General features: G+C 63.6%; 2 protein-coding genes. One reads left to right on the top strand and one right to left on the bottom strand.

The features are described 5' to 3' along the window. Positions 1–208 (top strand): SEC-C metal-binding domain-containing protein (locus FJV41_RS57580; protein WP_181791641.1); only part of this gene is annotated, 208 nt, incomplete at its 5' end. A gap of 33 nt (positions 209–241) precedes the next feature. Here FJV41_RS57580 and FJV41_RS57585 read toward each other — a convergent pair. Next, complete coding sequence (locus FJV41_RS57585; protein WP_220138055.1) at positions 242–406, bottom strand: transposase domain-containing protein; 165 nt, start codon at positions 404–406, stop codon at positions 242–244. Positions 407–409 lie beyond the last annotated feature (3 nt).

Here is a 409-nt window from a genome sequence, read left to right on the forward strand (position 1 = left end):
AACACCGGCCATGCGATCGGAGCTGGCTCAACAAATCCCGCCGGCTGTTCTGGACATGCACGCTCACTGGCTGCCACTTCGGCTCGCTGTCTATCAGCGGGAGATGGCCAAGTCGATGCAGCCCAAGGTGGGGCGCAATGATCCGTGCCCTTGTGGGAGCGGGGCGAAGTTCAAGAAGTGCTGTGGTGCTGCGGCCGATTTGCACTGAGCCATCTCGCGCCTCGAACTGTCAGGCGGTGGATCACCGCGCCAGTCGCCAGGGCAGCAAGGCCTCGTAGTCAACGACGGTCCTGGCCCGTGGAAGTGCCACTAGCAGCGAGCGCAGGTACTGGTACCCATCAACGCCGTTGACCTTGCAGGTCTCCAGCAACGAGTACAGGTTGGCGCTCGCGTTGGCGCCGGCCACGGT

Origin of the sequence: Myxococcus llanfairpwllgwyngyllgogerychwyrndrobwllllantysiliogogogochensis, assembly GCF_006636215.1 — a bacterium.
In the GTDB taxonomy this organism is placed as follows: domain Bacteria; phylum Myxococcota; class Myxococcia; order Myxococcales; family Myxococcaceae; genus Myxococcus; species Myxococcus llanfairpwllgwyngyllgogerychwyrndrobwllllantysiliogogogochensis.